General features: G+C 70.8%; 16 protein-coding genes and 2 pseudogenes. 6 read left to right on the top strand and 12 right to left on the bottom strand.

Translation table 11 applies throughout. The features are described 5' to 3' along the window. The 3 genes and pseudogenes from AOK08_RS23380 to AOK08_RS23370 form a co-directional block, all read right to left on the bottom strand. Positions 1-364, bottom strand: a pseudogene (locus AOK08_RS23380) (LuxR family transcriptional regulator); the annotation flags it as partial. A gap of 145 nt (positions 365-509) precedes the next feature. Then, positions 510-3,038: a LuxR C-terminal-related transcriptional regulator gene (locus AOK08_RS23375; RefSeq protein ID WP_055529449.1), complete on the bottom strand. Its 2,529-nt coding sequence runs from the start codon at positions 3,036-3,038 to the stop codon at positions 510-512. A 320-nt stretch (positions 3,039-3,358) separates the two neighbouring features. Continuing rightward, positions 3,359-3,868, bottom strand: coding sequence for a CGNR zinc finger domain-containing protein (locus tag AOK08_RS23370; RefSeq protein WP_055529447.1), 510 nt, complete (start codon positions 3,866-3,868; stop codon positions 3,359-3,361). 136 nt (positions 3,869-4,004) lie between these two features. On the opposite strand from AOK08_RS23370, the gene AOK08_RS23365 reads away from it, so the two are divergent. Continuing rightward, positions 4,005-4,364 carry a VOC family protein gene (locus AOK08_RS23365; protein WP_055529445.1) on the top strand — a complete coding sequence of 120 codons (360 nt, stop codon included), beginning with the start codon at positions 4,005-4,007 and terminating at the stop codon, positions 4,362-4,364. 86 nt (positions 4,365-4,450) lie between these two features. On the opposite strand, the gene AOK08_RS23360 is transcribed toward AOK08_RS23365, so the two are convergent. The 4 genes from AOK08_RS23360 to AOK08_RS23345 form a co-directional block, all read right to left on the bottom strand. After that, complete coding sequence (locus AOK08_RS23360; RefSeq protein WP_055529443.1) at positions 4,451-5,629, bottom strand: dipeptidase; 1,179 nt, start codon at positions 5,627-5,629, stop codon at positions 4,451-4,453. Positions 5,630-5,784: 155 nt separating this feature from the next. After that, entirely contained in the window at positions 5,785-6,963 is a 1,179-nt protein-coding gene (locus AOK08_RS23355; RefSeq protein ID WP_422125765.1) for a dipeptidase, read from the bottom strand. Between the two features lie 17 nt (positions 6,964-6,980). Then, positions 6,981-7,526 carry a 5-(carboxyamino)imidazole ribonucleotide mutase gene (gene purE / locus AOK08_RS23350; RefSeq protein WP_107101023.1) on the bottom strand — a complete coding sequence of 182 codons (546 nt, stop codon included), beginning with the start codon at positions 7,524-7,526 and terminating at the stop codon, positions 6,981-6,983. Beyond that, positions 7,523-8,662 carry a 5-(carboxyamino)imidazole ribonucleotide synthase gene (locus tag AOK08_RS23345; protein ID WP_079054220.1) on the bottom strand — a complete coding sequence of 380 codons (1,140 nt, stop codon included), beginning with the start codon at positions 8,660-8,662 and terminating at the stop codon, positions 7,523-7,525. The genes purE and AOK08_RS23345 overlap by 4 nt, the downstream gene beginning before the upstream one ends. 189 nt (positions 8,663-8,851) lie before the next feature. Between AOK08_RS23345 and AOK08_RS23340 the strand changes: the two genes are divergently transcribed. Continuing rightward, positions 8,852-9,433 (top strand): GtrA family protein, encoded by a 582-nt coding sequence (locus AOK08_RS23340; RefSeq protein ID WP_079054219.1) that lies wholly within the window; start codon positions 8,852-8,854, stop codon positions 9,431-9,433. A gap of 221 nt (positions 9,434-9,654) precedes the next feature. Here AOK08_RS23340 and AOK08_RS23335 read toward each other — a convergent pair whose 3' ends face one another. Further along, positions 9,655-10,929 carry an ATP-binding protein gene (locus AOK08_RS23335; protein WP_055529436.1) on the bottom strand — a complete coding sequence of 425 codons (1,275 nt, stop codon included), beginning with the start codon at positions 10,927-10,929 and terminating at the stop codon, positions 9,655-9,657. A gap of 168 nt (positions 10,930-11,097) precedes the next feature. Beyond that, positions 11,098-11,775: a response regulator transcription factor gene (locus AOK08_RS23330; RefSeq protein WP_006383781.1), complete on the bottom strand. Its 678-nt coding sequence runs from the start codon at positions 11,773-11,775 to the stop codon at positions 11,098-11,100. Positions 11,776-12,116: 341 nt separating this feature from the next. Here AOK08_RS23330 and AOK08_RS23325 point away from each other — a divergent pair, with 341 nt between their 5' ends. Further along, the gene (locus tag AOK08_RS23325) at positions 12,117-13,613 is read left to right on the top strand and encodes an oligopeptide:H+ symporter (RefSeq protein WP_055529434.1); all 1,497 of its coding nucleotides are present in this window, start codon (positions 12,117-12,119) and stop codon (positions 13,611-13,613) included. Between the two features lie 18 nt (positions 13,614-13,631). On the opposite strand, the gene AOK08_RS23320 is transcribed toward AOK08_RS23325, so the two are convergent. Then, a complete protein-coding gene (locus AOK08_RS23320; protein WP_055529431.1) occupies positions 13,632-13,841 on the bottom strand; it encodes a DUF397 domain-containing protein in 210 nt (69 codons plus the stop codon). Beyond that, the gene (locus tag AOK08_RS23315) at positions 13,823-14,665 is read right to left on the bottom strand and encodes a helix-turn-helix domain-containing protein (protein WP_055529429.1); all 843 of its coding nucleotides are present in this window, start codon (positions 14,663-14,665) and stop codon (positions 13,823-13,825) included. The genes AOK08_RS23320 and AOK08_RS23315 overlap by 19 nt, the downstream gene beginning before the upstream one ends. 209 nt (positions 14,666-14,874) lie before the next feature. Here AOK08_RS23315 and AOK08_RS45880 point away from each other — a divergent pair, with 209 nt between their 5' ends. Genes AOK08_RS45880 through AOK08_RS23310 form a run of 3 tightly spaced genes read left to right on the top strand, consistent with a single transcriptional unit; the run spans position 14,875 to position 15,391 of the window. Beyond that, positions 14,875-15,033, top strand: coding sequence for a hypothetical protein (locus AOK08_RS45880; protein WP_157876760.1), 159 nt, complete (start codon positions 14,875-14,877; stop codon positions 15,031-15,033). Further along, complete coding sequence (locus tag AOK08_RS44845) at positions 15,030-15,203, top strand: hypothetical protein (protein WP_241827060.1); 174 nt, start codon at positions 15,030-15,032, stop codon at positions 15,201-15,203. Before AOK08_RS45880 ends, AOK08_RS44845 begins: the two co-directional genes overlap by 4 nt. Continuing rightward, positions 15,200-15,391, top strand: coding sequence for a hypothetical protein (locus tag AOK08_RS23310; RefSeq protein ID WP_055529427.1), 192 nt, complete (start codon positions 15,200-15,202; stop codon positions 15,389-15,391). The genes AOK08_RS44845 and AOK08_RS23310 overlap by 4 nt, the downstream gene beginning before the upstream one ends. An 81-nt stretch (positions 15,392-15,472) precedes the next feature. Here AOK08_RS23310 and AOK08_RS23305 read toward each other — a convergent pair. Beyond that, positions 15,473-16,151: pseudogene (locus AOK08_RS23305) on the bottom strand (hypothetical protein); the annotation flags it as partial.

Raw genomic sequence — 16,151 nt, 5'->3', positions numbered from 1 at the left:
GGTGCTCGCAGTTGTCCAGCAGGATGAGCGCCTCGTGCCGGGCCAGCTTGCAGGTGAGCTGCTCCAGCGCGGGTCTGGTGCCGAGGTCCGGCAGTAGGAGCGCTCCCAGGACTGCCGTGGCGACCGTCTCCGGATCCCGTACCGGAGCCAGATCGACCAGCCAGACGCCGTCCGGGAAGGTGTCACGGGACAGTTCGGCGACGCGCAGCGCCAGCCGTGTCTTGCCGACTCCGCCCACTCCCGTCAGGGTCACCAGCCGCGCGACGCGCAGCAAGGCCCGCACCTCGGCCACATCGCGTTGTCTTCCCACGAAGCTGGTAAAGGGTGCGGGCAGGTTGCCCGGGGCGGGGGTCAGGGCGGTCACGCTTCACCTCGCGCGTTACGGACGTCCCGGAGGACTCCGATTCCGTAGCGGTGCCGCGCCGAACCACTGGGGATCACGTGGCACAAGGGTAATCGGCGCCAGGTTTCGTGACATGGGTAGTTCTACGGGGGTAGGTACCCGATTCCTATCGGCCGGGCAGTCGGTTCCGGCCGGGCGGTCGGTTCTGGCCCGGCGGGTGATTCGGGTTGGGCGGGTGATTCTGGCCGGGCATGTGGTTGCGGGCCCACCAGGCGGCGATCTGGGCGCGGCGGGAGAAGCCGAGCTTGCCGAGGATACGGTCCACGTGCCCGTCGACCGTGCGCTGCGAGAGCACCAGCTCGCCGGCGATCTTCCGGTTGGTCATCCCCTCCGCGACCAGGGCGGCGACCTGCTGCTCCCGGCGGGTCAGCGGGCCGGCCTGGGGCTGTGGGCCGGCCGGTCCGGCACCACCGTCGTGTGCCCCGCCGCCAAGCGCGCCGCCGCCCGGTGCGCCGCCATCGCGTACGGCGTCGGGGGCGTCGTCCAGGGCGCCCGCGAGTGCGCAGGTGATGGCCTGGGCGGGGCAGGCGATCGCGGCGCCCTCGGCCAGCGCCTGTTCGTACCCGGCCGTGCCCAGCGCGCGCCGCACGTCGGCCTCGCATTCGGCGTGGTACCCCTCGTCCCTCGGGTCACCGGCGACGACGGACGTACCGGCGTCCTCGCGCAGCGACCGGGCCACGCCCAGGAGGTGACCGGCGCGCCGGTGGTCGCCGTCCGAGGCGGTGATCCAGGCGAGCTGCTCGACCATCTTCGCCACCCCGAGGGTGTCGCTGAAGCCCCGCAGCGTCTCCATCGCGGAGACGGTCAGGGCCATGGCCTCCTGCTGGTCGCCCTGGGCCCAGGCGCTGCGGCCGAGCACCATCAGCAGGTGGGCGCGGGCCCACCGCTCCCCGTGGGCCCGGGTGTCGGCGAGCGCCCGGCGGCTGGTACGCGGCGCCCGCGCGTCCCCGACGACGGTCTGGACGATGGCCAGCGCGCACCGCCAGGTGACCTCGCCGAACCGGTCGCCGAGCGCCTCGTGCTCGGCGACCGCCTGTTCGATCCGGGACAGTGCCTGGTCCGTGGGGCCGCCCGCATAGAGCGTGGAGACTCCCAGGTGGCCGTGCACATGCGCGGCCACCCCCAGCTCACCGAGCCGCCCGGCCAGCTCCCCCGCCTCCGTCAGCCACCGCTGGGCCGCCGCCAGGTCGAACTGTTCCCCGACCACGTAGGCGGCGGCCAGCAGGGCACGGGCCCGGGCCGCCGTCGGCTCCGGTGCCGCCTTGAGCACCCGTTCCAGTTGCCGCCGCCCCTCGCTGAGGAATCCGCCGGCCACCCAGTGGTAGAGCAGCGCACCGGCCAGCTCCAGCCGCGTCCGACGGTCCTCCGGCGACGCCTTCTCGGCCTCGCCCGGGTACTCCAGCGCCACCAGCAGGTTGGCGTGTTCGGCGCGCAGCCGGGTCAGGATCTCTTCTTGGCGGGGCCCGAACCAGTCCTGGTGGAGGCGCTCGGCGAGGGCGTGGAAGTAGTCGTGGTGGCGGCGCCGGGCCCACCGCTCCTCGCCCGAGGCCACCAGGTGCTCCGAGCCGTAGGCGCGGATGGTCTCCAGCAGCCGATAGCGGGCTGTGCCGCCGGCTTCGGTGTGCTCGCTCGTCCCGGTGTGCCCAGTCTGCCGGGTCGGCTCGGTGTGCTCGGCGTACTCGGTGTGCTGGGCGTACTCGGTGTGCTGGGCGGGCTCCGTGTGCTCCGTGTGCTCGACCAGGGACTGCGCGACCAGCCGGTCCAGTACGTCCAGTACCTGGCGCTCTTCGATGCCCTCCCCCGCGCACACTCCCTCGGCCGCCTCCAGGGTGAAGCTCCCGGCGAACACCGACAGCCGGGCCCACAGCAGCCGTTCCTCGTGGCCGCACAGTTCCCAGCTCCAGTCGATCGCCGCGCGCAGGGTGCGGTGCTGGGGCTGGGCCGTCCTGCTGCCCGCGGTCAGCAGCGCGAACCTGTCCTCCAGGCGCTCCACCGCCTGCTCGACGCTGAGGGTGCGCAGCCGGGAGGCGGCCAGTTCGATCGCCAGCGGCAGCCCGTCCAGGGCCGCGCACAGCCTCGCCACCACGGGCCGGTTGGTGTCGGTGACCTCGAAACCGGGCCGCACGGCGACGGCCCGCCGGCGCAGCAGTTCCGCCGCGTCGTCCGCGGGCAGCGAGGAGACGTCGAGGACGTGTTCGCCGGTGAGCTGGAGCGACTCCCGGCTGGTGGCCAGGATCCGCAGCTCGGGGGCGGCCGACAGCAGGTGGCGCACCAGTTCGGCGCACGCCTGTGCGAGGTGCTCGCAGTTGTCCAGCACCAGCAGTACCCGTCTCCTGGACAGGTGCGCGGCGAGCAGTTCCTCCACCTTGCGGGTGCCCAGGTCGGCCAGTCCCAGCGCGGCGGCGACGGCGCCCGGCACGGCCGACGGTTCGTGCACCGACGCCAGGTTCACCAGCCACACGCCCGAGAACGTGTTCGCCGACCCGGCGGCCACCTCCAGGGCGAGCCGGGTCTTGCCCACCCCGCCCGGGCCCTTCAGCGTGACCAGCCGGGCCGTCCCCAGCAGGCGGCCGGCCTCGGCGAGTTCCGCCCGCCGGCCCACGAAACTCGTGAACGGGGCCGGCAGACCACTCACAGCACCCCTCGCGCCGATCACTGGCAGTCCGTTCCGGTCCGGCCCGGCGGGAGTCCCGCCGAGCGTCCGCATCCGCCGGCCGTCGGTTTCACGCCACCGACGTCCATACCGGACAGACAGTACAGAACCCTGGCGCCGTACCGAAGCGGAGCCGAACGCGTACGCGCGTACACCGGACAACGAGCCGGGACGCCGGTCCGGCCGAGGCTCAGTCGGCCGGGCCGGCGCCTGCCCTCATTCTCCACACCCGGCCACGCGTCGGGAGGCGCGTTCCGCGTCCCGGGCGGCCATGACCTGGAAGGCCACTTCACCCGGACCCGCTACTTGGCGCGATAGCGCCGCATCTTGGCGCGCGCCCCGCACACCGACATGGAGCACCAGCGGCGGCGCCCGGCGGGGCTGCGGTCGTAGTACGCCCAGTGGCATTCGGGCAGCTCACAGGCCTTGAGGCGGAGCCAGGTGCCGTCGGTGAGCGCCTCCGCGACGGCCGCCGCCACGCGGGAGAGCAGCGCGCCCTCCTCGGCGGCGGCCAGGCGGGCCGAGCCGTCCCGTTCGTCGACGGTCACCAGCAGCGGGGCGCGGGACAGCAGTCGCCCCAGGGGCGTGACGACCTCGTGCGGTGGATGTCCGGCGTGGGCCAGGCAGACGGTCCGCAGCGACTCGCGCAGTTCCTTCACGGCCGCGAGGTCCCGTCCGGCGGTCTCCGCGATGCCCAGGGCGGCCCGTCCCTCGGCGGTGTCCAGGGCGTCCTGGCCCGTTTCCAGGTCCCTGGTGTTCACCAGGGCCTCCACGAGGGCCAGCCCTCCGGGCGCGGACCCGTTCTCGCTCATACCGCTGACGGTACCTCTTGGCGTTACCTCCTATGCAGGGGCATCGGGTAACCACTACCGTAAAGGTTACCTGATGAGACCCATCAACAGGTAACCAGTGACAGACAGCATGTGACAGGCAACAACGGAGGAAGCCATGGCCATCGCCAAGTTCGACACCGTCGTCCTGGACTGTCCCGACCCCGGCTTACTCGCCGCCTTCTACGCCGAGCTGCTGGGCGGCACGCCCGAGGTCGAGGAGGACTGGATCGACCTGCGGATCCCGGACGGGCCGAAGCTGGCCTTCCAGGCCGCCCCCGGCTACGTACCGCCGAAGTGGCCGTCGGCCGACGGCTCGCAGCAGTTCCATCTGGACGTGACGGTCGCCGACCTGGACTCGGCCGAGCGGGAGGTGCTCGCGCTGGGCGCGAAGCCGCTGGACACGGAGGACCGGGCCCGCTCCTTCAGGGTCTACGCGGACCCGGCCGGGCACCCGTTCTGCCTCTGCGCGGGCTGAACGACGGCAAACGCACGCCGGTCCGGCGGGGCACGGTCGCACCCCTGCCGGACCAAGAACCCCGAGCCACCGGCCCTGAAGCCGGGTCAGCCGTCGAGGTGGGCGATCCGGGCCGTGGACGGCTCCCGGCGCTGCTGGGCGGCCTTGGCCGTGAAGTCGGCGCAGCGCAGCACGCGTTGGACGTTGCCCCAGGTGAGGAGCCCGATGTCGGGCTCGGACCAGCCTCGGCGCAGGAGTTCGGCGATCAGGTTCGGGTAGCAGGAGGCGTCGCCGAGTTCCTGGGGGTGGGCGATGCCCGAGTCGTACGTACCGGACAGGCCGACGCACTCCGGGCCCGCGATCGCGCGGACGTGGTCGAGATGGTCGGCGACGTCACGGACGGACGGCCCGGTCTGCTCGGCCGTCAGCGGTACGAGGCACAGGCCCCCGGCCGCGCCCAGCTCGGCGAGTGTCTCGTCCGGCAGGTTGGCGGGGTGTGGGCGCAGGGCGCGGGCCGCCGAGCGGGTGCACAGGACCGGCGCCTTGGAGATGGTGACGGCGCGGCTGGTGGTGGCCGGGGAGGCGCCCGAGAGGTCGGCGAGCACGCCGAGGCGGTTCATCTCGCGGACCACCTCCTCGCCGAACCGGGTGAGCCCGGCCTTGCTCGCCCAGGACGTCCCGGCCAGGGTGAGCACCCGCAGGCCCAGGGAGTGCAGGACGCGCAGGATCCCGATCGAGTCGTCGATCGCGGCGGCCGAGGCGGGCCCCAGCACGATGGCGACGCGTCCGCAGTTGCGGGCGTCGGTGACCTGCCCGGCGGTACCCGCGAGCCGCAGCCCCTCGGGGTGGCTGCGGGCGACCGTCCTGACCAGGTCGAGCTGTTCCAGGGTGGCACCGACGGCGCGGTCACCGGTGAGCCCGTCGGGCAGGTGCAGCGCCCAGAACAGAGCGCCCACGTGGCCGCGTCGCATCCGGGGCACATCGGTGTCGATGGTGCTCTCACCGAGCTCCAGGTCGTACCAGGGCAGGTGCCGCAACGCCCAGGGCAGCCCGCTGTAGCCGTCGGCGACGGGATGCTCGGCGAGGACGGCGTGCGCGCGGTCGATGGGGGCGGCGTCCGGATCGCCATCGCCCCCCGCGTCGGACAGGGGCGGGAGTCCGAGCACCGACCCGATTCCGTCGTCGGACTGCCCGTCGGACTCCGGCAGGGCAAGGGGCGGTGGGGCCGACGGGTCGAGTGGTCCGACCTCGGCTGTGGTGTGCAGTTCGTCCTGTAGATCGGCCATGACGGGCTCCGTACGTCGTGATCTACCTCGTGATCGCAATACGGCCACCGTCGCACGCCGGAGAGGGCGCTTCCTGGTGGGTGGGGCGTTCGGGGGTATGCCGTGCCCTGGGCGCCCGTCCGCCCGCCCACCAGGAGTTCGAGGATCGGGCGGGTTCAGCCGTCCAGTCGCTCCAGGGTCGCGTTGGAGGGACCCCGTCTGCCCTGTTCCTCGCGGGCCACGTCCTCCGCCGCGCCCAGTACCCGTACCGCGTTCTCCCAGGTCAGCTTGGCCAGGTCCGGTTTTGACCAGCCTCGGTCGAGGAGTTCGGCGATGAGGTTCGGGTAGCCGGAGACGTCGCTGAGGCCGTCCGGGGTGAAGGCCGTGCCGTCGTAGTCGCCGCCGATGCCCAGGTGGTCGATGCCGGCCACCTCGCGCATGTGGTCCAGGTGGTCGGCGACCGTCGCGGCCGTGGCGACCGGGCGCGGGTTCGTCTCCTCGAAGGCCCGGTGGACCTTCATCGCCTCGGGGGTGGTGTCGAGGGCGTGGAAGCCGTGGGCGCGCATGTTGTCGTCCGCCGCCGCCGTCCAGTCGACGGCTGCCTGGAGGACGAACTTCGGTACGAACGTCACCATCGCCATGCCGCCGTTGCCGGGCAGGCGCTCCAGCACGTCGTCCGGGATGTTGCGCGGGTGGTCGCACAGCGCGCGCGAGGACGAGTGGGAGAAGATCACCGGCGCCACCGACGTGTCCAGGGCGTGGTTCATCGTCGTCGCGGCCACATGCGACAGGTCGACCAGCATGCCCAGGCGGTTCATCTCCCTCACCACCTCGCGGCCGAAGGCCGACAGGCCGCCGACGACCGGCTCGTCCGTCGCCGAGTCCGCCCACGCCACGTTGTCGTTGTGGGTGAGGGTCAGATAGCGCACGCCCAGGTCGTACAACCCCCGCAGGGTGCCCAGGGAGTTGGCGATCGAGTGGCCGCCCTCGGCGCCCATGAGGGAGGCGATACGGCCCTCACGCCGGCCCGCCTCCATGTCGGCCGCCGTCAGGGCGGGGCGCAGCTCGTCGCCGTACCGCGCGATCAACTGACGTACGCAGTCGATCTGTTCGAGGGTCGCGGGCACCGCGTCCGGGAGGTCCGAGCGGACGTACACCGACCAGTACTGCGCACCGACCCCGCCCTCGCGCAGGCGCGGGATGTCGGTGTGCAGGTGGGCGTGCTGGGCGGTGGCGATGTCGCGGGCGTCGAGGTCGTAGCCGACCTGCTCGCGCAGCGCCCACGGGAGGTCGTTGTGGCCGTCGACGACCGGGAACTCGCGCAGGAGTTGCCGGGCTTGCTCCAGAGAGCTCACGGACGTCACTTCCCGCGTCACTTCCCGAAGCCGAAGCCGCTGCCGCCGCCCGCGCCGCTCTCGACCTTGGCGCGCAGCCGCTTGCCCTTCTCGGTGGCCTGGTCGTTCAGGTCCTGCTGGAACTCCCGCATGCGGCCGAGGAGTTCCTCGTCGTGCGAGGCGAGGATACGGGCCGCCAGCAGGCCCGCGTTGCGCGCGCCGCCGACCGAGACCGTGGCGACCGGCACGCCCGCCGGCATCTGCACGATCGACAGCAGCGAGTCCATGCCGTCCAGGTACTTCAGCGGGACCGGGACACCGATCACCGGGAGCGGGGTCACCGACGCGAGCATGCCGGGCAGGTGGGCCGCGCCGCCCGCGCCCGCGATGATCGCCTTCAGACCGCGCTCGGCGGCGTGCTCGCCGTACGCGATCATCTCGTGCGGCATGCGGTGCGCGGAGACGACATCGACCTCGTACGCGATCTCGAACTCGTCGAGTGCCTGCGCGGCGGCCTCCATGACGGGCCAGTCGGAGTCCGAACCCATGACGATGCCCACGACGGGGCCGGCAACGAGGCTCATTCGGTAATGGTCCCTCTCAGATATCCGGCTGCGTGACGGGCGCGCTCCAGCACGTCGTCCAGGTCGTCGCCGTAGGTGTTGACATGGCCGACCTTGCGGCCGGGCTTCACGTCCTTGCCGTACATGTGGATCTTCAGTTGGGGGTCGCGGGCCATGCAGTGCAGGTACGCGGAGTACATGTCGGGGAAGTCGCCGCCGAGGACGTTCGCCATGACCGTCCACTTGGCGCGCGGGCGCGGGTCGCCGAGCGGGAGGTCGAGGACCGCGCGGACGTGGTTGGCGAACTGGCTGGTGATCGCGCCGTCCTGGGTCCAGTGGCCCGAGTTGTGCGGGCGCATCGCCAGTTCGTTGACCAGGATGCGGCCGTCGGAGGTCTCGAACAGTTCGACGGCCAGGTGGCCGACGACGCCGAGTTCCTTGGCGATGCGCAGGGCCAGTTCCGTGGCCTGGAGGGTCAGCTCCTCGCTGATGCCGGGCGCGGGCGCGATGACGGTGTCGCACACGCCGTCGACCTGTCGCGACTCGACCACCGGGTACGCGACGGCCTGGCCGTGCGGGGAGCGGACGACGTTCGCCGCCAGTTCCCGTACGAAGTCGACCTTCTCCTCGGCCAGGACCGGCACGCCGGCCCGGAAGGGGTCGGCGGCCTCCGCCTCGGACCTGACGACCCACACGCCCTTGCCGTCGTAGCCGCCGCGGACCGTCTTGAGGACGACCGGGAAGCCATCCCCCTCGGCCGCGAAGGCGACGACGTCGGCGGGGTCCGCCACGATCCGGTGCCGTGGGCACGGCACGCCGATCTCGTCGAGCCTCGCCCGCATCACGCCCTTGTCCTGGGCGTGCACGAGCGCGTCGGGGCCGGGGCGGACGGGGATACCGTCCGCCTCCAGCGCCCGAAGATGCTCGGTCGGGACGTGCTCGTGATCGAAAGTGATCACATCGCACCCCTGCGCGAACGCGCGCAGCGTCTCCAGGTCGCGGTAGTCGCCTAGGACGACATCACCGACGACCTGCGCCGCGGATTCCTGCGGGGTGTCACTGAGAAGCTTGAACCTGATGCCGAGCGGGATGCCCGCCTCGTGTGTCATACGAGCGAGCTGCCCCCCGCCGACCATGCCGACTACCGGGAACGTCACCCTGCAAGAGTATCGGCCCGGCCATCCCGGCCTGATTGCGCGCCTGTCGCCCGGTGTGCGCGGGCGAGCCCCATAGGGGGTGGTTAGCATGGCTGGGTTGACGAAAACCGACACCTCGACCACACAACGACCACATCGCGACCCGGACCACGACCACACCGCGATCCCACAGACAGGGGCCGACAGACCATGGACCATGGTTCCGCACCTGGCACCGAAGGTGGTTCCGACGGGCCTCGTACGGCGTCCCGGACGACATCCCGGACGACGTCCCGAAGCTCCGTACGCCGGCGGTTCGAGCGGCTCGCGGCCGAGGTGGCGAAGTTCGGGGCGGTGGGCGCGGCCGGGGTGCTCGTCAATCTGCTCGTGTTCAACCTGGTGCGCGGCACGACCGACCTCCCGGTGGTCCGCGCCAGTGTGATCGCCACGGTCGTTGCGATCTGCACGAACTACATCGGCTTCCGTTACTTCACCTACCGTGACCGTGACAAGAGCGGCCGTACGAAGGAACTAACGCTGTTCCTGCTGTTCAGCGCGGTCGGGCTGGTCATCGAGAACGGTGTGCTCTACACGGCGACGTACGGTTTCGGGCTGGACAGCCCGCTGGAGAACAACGTCTTCAAGTTCGTGGGGATCGGCGTCGCGACGCTGTTCCGGTTCTGGTCGTACCGGACGTGGGTGTTCCGGGCGGTTCCCTCTCGGGAGGAGGAGTCGCTCCGCGGGGGTGGGGCGGCTCCGGCGGGGCGGAATCAGCGACAGCGGGTTGGCTGAGCGCCGCTCTGGCTGTGCCGCGAGGGGTTGTGTGTCGGCTGACGTGCCGTTGTGGCTGGGCCGCGGGGGGTTACGTGTCGGCTGACGCGCCGTTGTGGCTGGGCCGCGGGGGGTTGTGTGTCGGCTGACGCGCCGTCGTGGCTGGTCGCGCAGTTCCCCGCGCCCCTCAAAAGCCGCGCCGTCGTGGGTCGTCGCGCAGTTCCCCGCGCCCCTCGAAGCTCCTAGCGGACCGTTCGCTCCTCCTCGTCGGTCTGGGGTCTCTTCGGGGGGGTTCGGGAGAGGAAGAGGCCGAAGACCGGGGGCTGGGCCTGGAGCATCTCCAGGCGGCCCGCGTCGGCCTCCGCGAGGTCGCGGGCGACCGCGAGGCCGATGCCCGTGGAGTTGCGGCCGCTGATCGCGCGCTCGAAGATCCGGGCGCCGAGGTCGGCGGGGACACCCGGACCCTCGTCCGTGACCTCGATCACCGCCTGGTTGCCGATGACACGGGTGCGCAGGGCGACCGTGCCGCCACCGTGCATGAGGGAGTTCTCGATCAGGGCGGCCAGCACCTGGGCGACCGCGCCCGGTGTGCCGACGGCCTGAAGATTCCGTTTGCCGGAGCTGACTATGGCCCGGCCCGCGCTGCGGTAGGCGGGGCGCCACTCGGCGAGCTGCTGCTGGATGACCTCGTCGAGGTCGAAGGAGACGGCGGAGCCGGTGCGCGGGTCGCGGGCGTTGGTGAGCAGCCGTTCGACGACGTCCGTGAGGCGTTCGACCTGCGTGAGCGCGATCGTGGCCTCCTCCTTCACCGTGTCCGGGTCGTCGGTGAGGGTGATCTCCTCAAGGCGCATGGAGAGGGCGGTGAGGGGCGTGCGCAGTTGGTGGGAGGCGTCCGCCGCCAGCCGGCGTTCGGCGGTGAGCATCCGGGCGATACGTTCCGCCGAGCTGTCCAGCACATCCGCGACCCGGTCGAGCTCCGGGACGCCGTACCGCTTGTGCCGGGGTCGCGGGTCGCCCGAGCCGAGGCGTTCGGCGGTCTCGGCGAGGTCGGTGAGCGGCGAGGCGAGCCGGTTCGCCTGCCGTACGGCGAGCAGGACGGCGGCGATGACGGCGAGCAGCGCGACGGCGCCGATGATCAGCAGGGTGCGGCCGACCTCACGGGTCACGGAGGAGCGGGGTTCCTCGACCCGGACCGTCTCGCCCTCCTCGCCGTCCTCCTCGGCGGAGATGACGTCACCCACGGGCTGCACCCCGACCTCGACCGGCGCGCGGTGGGGGATACGCACTACGGCGTACCGGTCGCCGGTGACGAGGCCGCCGAGCACCTTCTCGTTGATCTGTTCGTCGCCGAGTATGCGGCTGTCCACGATGCTGGCCAGCCGTACGGCCTCGGAGTCCACCCGCTCCTGCGCGCTCGTGCTGATCGTCCGCGTCTCGACGATGACGAGCGACACCCCGAACACGGCGATGACCACGAGCACGACAGCGAGCGTGGACTGAATAAGACGACGACGCACAGGCCCCTCCGGGCTATGTCTCCAACACGACGCGTGTGCCCTGGGGTGGTGGCGCGCAGCGCCCCACCCCAGGGGCGTGGGGAACTGCGCGGCCGGCCCCCACCGGCCGGCAGCCGACCACCACGCACCAACACCGCACCCCCCTGGAAGGGTTACGCGCGTAGTCGACTAACTCTTTTCGAACCGAAAACCCACACCACGCACAGTGGCGATGTATCGCGGGTTCGCCGCGTCATCCCCCAGCTTCTTCCGCAGCCACGAAATGTGCATGTCGAGCGTCTTCGTCGACGACCACCACGTGGTGTCCCACACCTCACGCATCAGCTGGTCACGGGTGACGACCCGCCCCGCGTCCCGCACGAGCACCCGCAGCAGGTCGAACTCCTTGGCGGTGAGCTGGAGTTCCTCGTCGCCCATCCACGCGCGGTGCGACTCGACGTCGATGCGCACGCCGTGCGTCGCGGGCGGCTGCTGCGGCTCGGACGCGCCGCGCCGGAGCAGGGCCCGGACGCGGGCGAGCAGTTCGGCGAGCCGGAAGGGCTTGGTGACGTAGTCGTCGGCGCCCGCGTCGAGGCCGACAACGGTGTCCACCTCGTCGGCGCGCGCGGTCAGGATGAGGATGGGGACGGTCAGCCCCTCGGCACGCAGCCGACGGGCCACTTCGAGGCCGTCCATGCCGGGCAGTCCCAGGTCGAGCACGACCAGGTCGATACCACCCTGGATGCCTGCGTCGAGCGCGGTCGGTCCGTCCTCGCGCACCTCGACCTCGTAGCCTTCCCTGCGCAGTGCGCGGGCCAGCGGCTCCGAGATGGACGCGTCGTCCTCGGCGAGCAGTACACGGGTCATGAACTGATGGTAGACCGCCCCGGACACCCGCCGGGGTGTGACCAGTCGCTCCCGGTTCTTACCTTCGGACGCCGGGACGGGGGAACCCGGAACGGCGGGCCCGGTACCCACCGCACCCCGGCACCCGAAGCCGTGCCTGTACGTGGCTTTCCCGCCTCTTACCTTGGAATGGACGACCGATATCCCTGCCCCACCTGTGATTCACATCTCAAGTGCTTCCATTTACGACTGTGAACTGTCGTATGGTGAAAGCAAGCCCTTAATGGCACCTGTGGACCTTTGGCGAGTTTTCCGCTGAAGGTCCTTTTTGTGCGCCCCGACCAGCAAGGAACGAACGACCCATGGCGTCCAGCCTGACGAAGGAATCCCCCATACCGGGCACCACCGGTTCCCCACGGTCCTTCTTCGGCCACCCCCGCGGACTGGCCACCCTCTTCATGACCGAGATGTGGGAGAGGTTCTCGTACTACGGCATGCGGGCGCTGCTCCCGCTGTATCTGATCGCACCGAACGGACTGCACCTCAGTGTGCCCGCCGCGACCGCGATCGGCTCCGTCTACGTCTCCCTCGTGTACCTGCTCGCCCTGCCCGGCGGCTGGTTCGGCGACCGCGTCTGGGGCCCGCGCAGGACCGTCGCCGTGGCCGGCTCCGTCATCATGCTCGGCCATCTGACGCTGGCCCTGCCGACGGCGGGCACCTTCTACGCCGGTCTCGCGCTCGTGGCGATCGGCTCGGGCCTGCTGAAGGCCAACATCTCCACCATGGTCGGCCACCTGTACGACGGTCCGGACGACCCGCGTCGCGACGGCGGCTTCACCGTCTTCTACATGGGCATCAACCTCGGCGCCTTCGCCGCGCCGCTGGTCATCGGCACGATCGGCGAGAAGGTCAACTGGCACATCGGCTTCGCCCTCGCCGCGCTCGGCATGGCGCTCGGTCTCGCCCAGTTCCTGCTGGGCAGCCGTCACCTGGACGCGCGTTCGAGCGTCGTCCCGACCCCGCTGTCCGCCGCCGAGAAGTCCACGGCGCTGCGCAGGGCGGCCCTCTGGGCGGGCATCGCGGCCGTCTTCTACACGGCCGTCGGCCTCTCCGGCCACTACACGCTGAACTGGGTGATGGTTCCGCTGATCACGCTCGGCCTGGTCGTGCCGGTGATCGTGCTGGTCCGGATCAAGCGCGACAAGGATCTCAGCGGGCCCGAGCAGTCGTCGATGTCGGCGTACATCTGGTTCTTCGTGGCCGCCGCCGTCTTCTGGATGATCTACGACCAGGGCTCCACCACCCTGTCGATCTTCGCGGACAAGAACGCCGAGAACACCGTCCTCGGCTGGGAGTTCCCGGTCTCCTGGTACCAGTCGGTGAACCCGGTGCTGATCATGGCGCTGGCTCCGGTCTTCGCGTGGTTCTGGCTGGCGCTGAACCGGCGCGGCAGCGAGCCGAGCACGATCGTGAAGTTCTCGTCGGGCCTGGTCCTGATCGGCGTCTCGTTCTTCCTGTTCCTGGCCCCGCTGACGATCGCCGGGGGCGGGCACAAGGCGGCGGCGATGTGGATCGTGGCGATCTACTTCGTCCAGACGGTCGGGGAACTGACCCTCTCCCCGGTCGGGCTGTCGGTCACGACCAAGATGGCCCCGGCGAAGTACGCCTCCCGGATGATGGGCGTCTGGTTCCTGGCGGTCACGGCGGGCGACGCGACGACCGGCCTGCTCTCCGTCGCGGGCGTCAACCTCGACCGTACGGGCGTGGTGGCCCTGGAGGCGGTGCTGGCCGTACTGGCGGGCGCGGCGGTGTGGGGGTACCGGGGCAGGGTGAAGTCGCTGATGGGAAGCGTGAACTGACGGTTCCCGTACGTTCCGTCAGCAGCCGGGGAGGTCTTCGCGGCGCACGGCGGTGACGAACGAGGTCCAGGCGGTGGCCCCGAGTATGAGCGCGGGGCCATCGGGGGTCTTCGAGTCGCGGACGGGGACGGCGGAGAGGTCGTCGGCGACTTCGAGGCACTGGCCGGCGTCGGTGTTGCTGTAGCTGCTCCTGCGCCACATCACGGCACTCAAGTCGATGGATCGCATTCCGCTTCCTCCAGCATCGCTACGATGAACTGCCGCGACCTGGCCGGGGACAATGCCATGTCACGCATCGCATCGTATGCGGACTGCAGACGCTCGATCTGGCTTGCTTCGACGATGATTTCGCCTCGCAGATCGTTCTCCGTGTAGGCCACGGAGCGACCGTCCGCGGGCTGCAGGAACATCACATCCGTGTTCATCATGGCGAACGGCCCGACGCTGAACGGCAGTACCTGCACAGTCACGTTCGGGCGCTCGGACATGTCCAGCAGATGCTCCAGTTGCTCGCGCCACACCTTCTCGTCCCGCAGCCGCAGCCTCAGCACCGACTCGTAGAGAATCGTGCGAAATCGCGGCGCGTCCTCCGCCACGAGCATCGCGCCACGGTTGATTCGTGCCTCGACGTGGCGAGCCAGTTCCTCGCCCTGCATACCGCCCGCCGCGAGCACCTCGGCCGCGTACTCCCGGGTCTGCAACACGCCGGGGACGCTGTTCAACCCGAAGTGCCACATGCTGAGCGCCTCGGCCTCCAACTGGAAGAACGTACGGTACTGGGGCTTGTACTGGGTCTGGTCGCCCAGCGCCAGTTCCCACAGCGCCACCAGGAACCTGTCCGCGCCGAAGTACTGGTCGAGCGCCTGGACCACGTCCGCGCCGCCCAGGGTGTGGCCGTTCTCCATCTTGCCGAACAGTGAGAAGTCCCAGCCCAACTTCTCGCTGAGCTGGCGCAGGCTGTCCCCGCGCTTCTCCCGCAACGCCTTCAGTTCCTCGGCGAACCGCACACGCGGCTCCTGGCTGCGGCTCGTCACGGTGCGTCGTGGCGACATCTCGGACTCCCTACGGCAACTGTGGGGGGATGTGGGTTGGTGGGCGGAGCAGTGGAAATGCGTCCCGCCGAACGTGGAACTCCGGCCCTGTCCACCCCGTTTCCGCCTCACTGAGGCGGCATGCTCGTCGTACCTGAACACGCAACGTAATCCGGCGACCGCACGCAGCACAGGTTATCGCCGGAACCTCCACCCGAGGAGTGACCCGTATGACGACGACCTCCCTCCCCCGTCTCCCCCGCCGCCTGCGCACCACCGACCGCCGCGCCGTGCCCGCCCCTTCCTGGACGCCGTCCGGTGCCTGGGCGGCGCCGACCCCCGAGGTGCTGCGATCCCTGGAAGCCGCGCTCGCGCGGTGGTCGTCGTGAACACGGCAGCCTCGGCCCCCGCGACCGCTCCGGCGCCGCCCTGCGACGTGTGCGAGGCCCTGGCCGCGCAGCGGGACGCCGCCAGGGCAGCCGGGCGTACGGGCGAAGTCGGCGACTGCGAGCGCGAGTTGATGGAGCACGACAGACACGGACGGGAGTGTGCGCCATGACATCGCGCCGACCGGTCGGTCCCTCCTACGAGGAGTACCGCCCGCCCGCGCCCGTGGACGGCTGCGAGACCTGCCGGGGATTCGCCGCACGCCGCAGCGCCGCGCGGGCCGAGTTCGACTACAGCGCGGTCAGCGACTCGAACGTACGGCTGCGCGCCCACCTGCTGGACGAGCACAGCGGCACATGAGCCGACGGCACCGCAAACGGCGGCGAACGCCGGACCCCGCCCACGGCGACACGCTCCGGGGCGGGGTCCCGACGTCGCAGGTCAGCGCATGCGCCGCCGCCCCGGCATGAACGTGAACACCGCCACGCCCGCCAGGATCACCGTTCCGGACACCAGTCCCAGCGCCTTCAGGGCGCCGTTGTTCCCGGCGCCCGTGTTGGCGAGGCCGCCGGTGGTCGACGTACCGCCCGATCCGGACGTCGTGCCGCCCGATGTCGAGGAACCGCCCGACGCGCCGCTCGCCTGCTCCTCCGTGTTCAGGGTCAGGGAGACCATCGACTCGGACGGGGTGCAGGTGGTCGTGGTGCCGAGGGCGCTCACCGTCAACACGCCTGGTGCCAGGGTCGATTCACCGGTCGCGCCGGGTTTGTAGGTGCCCGTCATGTCGGAGATCGTCATGGGGTCGCCGGTCTTGATCGGGTCCGTGTTGGCCGGGCCGACCACATGGACCTTGCCCTTGTCGGCCCCGCCCAGTACGACGTCCATGGCGGGCTTCACCGAGTTCGCCGGGAGGTCCGCCGGGCTGTTCATCACCGAGCCCTTGAACTGGACCGTGATGTCGTAACTCCCGCCGTTCTTACGGGCGTTGATCTGGATGGGGGACGTCACGTCCTTCTCACCGATGGGCGTCACACACTTGTACGGGACCTGGACGAGTTTCCCGGGGAAGTCCGTCTGGCCGCCGTCCGTCGGGGTGGGGGTCGGCGACTTGGTGGGGGTC

It is taken from the genome of Streptomyces graminilatus (genome assembly GCF_001418565.1).
Taxonomy (GTDB): Bacteria; Actinomycetota; Actinomycetes; order Streptomycetales; family Streptomycetaceae; genus Streptomyces; species Streptomyces graminilatus.
This window is presented reverse-complemented; position numbering and strand designations above follow the sequence as displayed.